We start from the raw sequence: 3959 nt of genomic DNA, 5'->3' as shown, positions 1-3959 counted from the left end.
ATTTTACCTTGCCAAGCTAGAAATTTAATAATTGAGGAAACATTCTGAGAAAAAGAAGTACCAGGAGCAAATATTACTGTGCCTTTACTTTCACCATCAGGAATAATACCTGCATGGCTATTTTTGTAAAGTTCATCTAGCTCAGGCTGTAGCATATTCTGTAAGTCATTAACTGTAATTGTCATTTTTCTAAATTTTTAACTTCCAATAATAATCATAACTTAAGGTAGTTTATAGCTGGCTAATCTAATCGTTAATTATCCTTCTTTGGTATATTGTTGAATTTCTCGAAAAAGTAATGTTCAACAGGTTGTTTCTGTTGAAGATTTTTGGGGAGGAATATTTGCTGGATTTTTAGTTGGTTATACCGGAGAATAATTTATCAAATCATTATTGGAGTTGTGATTAACTCACAACTTACAGCACTTTTTAGGAAGCGTGAGGTACAGTTTTAAAATTAATCTTTTTTTCCCTACTCCCTACTCCCTAAAGTCCTAAAATTTTGACCTCATCAACTCCAAAACTGCTGTAATTAATTACTAAAATTTTCTGGCAATTCTATCTCAAAGTTTCTGAGCAAAAAAGCAAATTCGTCTGTAATTTCTTCAATAATTTTCGTAGTAGGTTTTCCTGCTCCATGACCTGCTTTAGTTTCAATTCTAATTAATACTGGATTATCTCCAACATGAGCTGCTTGTAAAGCAGAAATAAACTTAAAACTATGAGCTGGAACAACTCGGTCATCATGGTCAGCAGTAGTAACTAAAGTTGCCGGATAAGATATTTCTGGCTTTAAATTATGTAGAGGAGAATAAGCATATAAAGCTTTAAATTCTTCTGGATTATCTGGAGAACCAAAATCAGCAACCCATGCCCAACCAATAGTAAATTTATGGAAACGTAACATATCCATTACTCCTACTGCAGGTAGAGCTGCACCAAATAATTCTGGTCTTTGAATCATACAAGCACCTACCAATAAACCACCATTACTTGCACCAGTAATAGCTAATTTTTTCGATGAAGTCCACTTATTTTCAATCAACCATTCAGCAGCACTAATAAAGTCATCAAATACATTTTGTTTCTGTTGTTTTATCCCTGCTTTATGCCACTCTTCACCATATTCTCCACCACCACGAATATTGGCAACTGCATACACGCCACCCATCTCTAACCAAACTAATCTACTAATAGAAAAGTTGGGAGTTAGAGAAATACTAAATCCCCCATATCCATAAAGAATAGTCGGATTATTACCATCTAGCTTTACACCTTTTTTGTGAGTAATAAACATGGGAATTCTTGTACCATCCTTACTACTATAAAAAATTTGCTTGGTTTCAAATTCATCAGGATTAAAATCTACAGTTGGTTGACGATAAATTTTACTTTCACCACTTACCATATCGTACTGATAAATAGTTGATGGAGTTGTGAAACTAACATAACTATAAAATGTGGTTGTGTCATGACGTTTACCATAAAAACCACCCACAGAACCAATTCCGGGTAAGTCTACATTTCTGACTGGGGAACCATCAAGATTAAATATTTTTACCTGAGTATGAGCATCTTTTAAATAGAAAGCAACAAACTGATTATTAAGTGTGCCTACCCCTCTCAATGTATCTGTTGTTTCAGGAATAATTTCTTGCCATTTATCCTTATTTTCTCCTGTGACTAAAGAAGGAGATGGAGAATTATTAATATCAATGGCAATAACTCGTCTTTTCGGAGCATCAAAATCTGTGACAAACCAAAAGATATTATCATCATTATCAATTAGACGATATTCGGCTTCAAACTCACTAATTAGTTCTACTATCGGCGCATCTTCTATAGTTAAATCTTGATAAAAAACCAAATTTTTGCGGTCTGTACTTTGCCAAACTGTAATAACTAAATATTTACTATCTTCCGTGACATAGCAATTGAAACTCCATTCTTTTCGCTCTGGTTTTTCATAAATTAATACATCATCACTTTGAGGAGTACCTAAACGATGGTAGTAAATTTTTTGTACATAATTAGTTTCTTCTAATTCTCTTGCTTGTGGTTGTTCGTAGCGACTATAAAACAAACCTTGATTATCATTTTTCCAAGCTGGTACATTAAATTTTATCCATTGCAAAACATCTGGTAAATCTTCTCCTGTCTCAATATTTTTAATCCGCCATTCTTGCCAGTCTGAACCAGACTTAGAAATACCATAAGCGATTAATTTGCCATCTTTACTAATAGCAATTCCTGAAAGAGCGACTGTTCCATCTTCTGATAATTTATTAGGGTCTATCAAAACTTTTGGTTCGGCATCAAGAGTAGGCAAAGTGTATAAAATACTTTGATTTTGTAAACCATCATTTTTGTAATAAAAGTAGCGATCGCCTTGTTTGAAAGGAACGCTATATTTTTCATAATCCCAGATTTTAGTCAGTCGTTTTTTGATGTTTTCTCCTTCGGAAATTTCTGCGAGATAATTAAAGGTAATTTCATTCTGAGATTTTACCCACTCTTGAGTTTCTTCTGAATTAGGGTCTTCTAACCATCGATAGGGGTCGGCCACTTCTACACCATGATAATTTTCTACTATGTCTGTTTTGTGGGTGATGGGATATGTTAGAGGTTCTTTTGAATATTTCATATTTTTGATTTGTGAATGGTTGATTTAATCTTAGAAGTTGATTGGATTTTTATCAAGTAAAGAACGTCTAACTTTTGTCATTGTCACATCAGGAAAATCTCAATATTGTTGAATTTTTTGGATAATTTCTAGAGTTGTCTAGAAAATTTTCAGTGGTGCAAGGGTGGAGAGATATAAATGATTTACTCTATGGGAAATATCTCTTTGACTTTTGTCATTGTCACATCAGGAAAATCTCAATATTGTTGAATTTTTCGGATAAGTTCTAGAGTTGCCTAGAACATTTTCAGTGGTGCAAGGATGGAGGGATATAAATGATTTACTCTATGGCAAGTATCTCTTTGACTTTGGTCAATATTGTTGAATTTTTTGGATAAGTTATAGAGGTGCCTAGAACATTTTTAGTGGTGGAAGGGTGGAGAGATATAAATGATTTACTCTATGGGAAATATCTCTTTTGCTTTGGTCATTGCCAAACCAGAAAAATCTCAATATTGTTGATTTTTTTGGATAAGTTCTAGAATTGCCTAGAAAATTTTCAGTAGTGGAAGGGTAGAGATATAAATGATTTACTCCATCACAAGTATTTCTTGGATTTTTCTCATTCCCACATCAGTAAAATCTCAATATTGTTGAATTTTTTGGATAATTTCTAGAGTTGTCTAGAAAATTTTCAGTGGTGCAAGGGTGGAGAGATATAAATGATTTACTCTATGGGAAATATCTCTTTGACTTTTGTCATTGTCACATCAGGAAAATCTCAATATTGTTGAATTTTTCGGATAAGTTCTAGAGTTGCCTAGAACATTTTCAGTGGTGGAAGGGTGGAGAGATATAAATGATTTACTCCATGGCAAGTATCTCTTTGACTTTGGTCATTGTCACACTAGCAAAATCTCAATATTTTTAATTTTTTCGGATAATTTATAGAGTTGCCTAGAAAATTTTTAGTGGTGGAAGGGTGGAGAGATATAAATGATTTACTCCATGGCAAGTATCTCTTTGACTTTGGTCATTGTCACACTAGCAAAATCTCAATATTTTTAATTTTTTCGGATAATTTATAGAGTTGCCTAGAAAATTTTTAGTGGTGGAAGGGTGGAGAGATATAAATGATTTATTCCATATATATATTGTTGATTTTTTCGGATAATTTATAGAGTTGCCTAGAAAATTTTCAGTGGTGGAAGGGTGGAGAGAGGGAAATGATTTATTCCATGGCAAGTATCTCTTTGACTTTGGTCATTCCCACATCAGTAAAATCTCAATATTGTTGAATTTTTTGGATAACTTCTAGAGTTGCCTAGAAAATTTT

Annotated in this window: 2 protein-coding genes; both read right to left on the bottom strand. The window is 33.2% G+C overall.

Going from position 1 to position 3959, the window contains the following annotated elements; translation table 11 throughout:
- Positions 1-185, bottom strand: a 185-nt coding sequence (locus tag D5R40_RS30865; protein ID WP_205127765.1) for a hypothetical protein, incomplete at its 3' end; no start/stop codon positions are given.
- A gap of 347 nt (positions 186-532) precedes the next feature.
- Positions 533-2644, bottom strand: coding sequence for a prolyl oligopeptidase family serine peptidase (locus D5R40_RS30860; RefSeq protein ID WP_124155717.1), 2112 nt, complete (start codon positions 2642-2644; stop codon positions 533-535).
- Positions 2645-3959: the final 1315 nt, after the last annotated feature.

Source organism: Okeania hirsuta (assembly GCF_003838195.1).
In the GTDB taxonomy this organism is placed as follows: domain Bacteria; phylum Cyanobacteriota; class Cyanobacteriia; order Cyanobacteriales; family Microcoleaceae; genus Okeania; species Okeania hirsuta.
The sequence above is the reverse complement of the archived record's forward strand: the minus strand, read 5'-3'. Positions and strand labels throughout refer to the sequence as shown.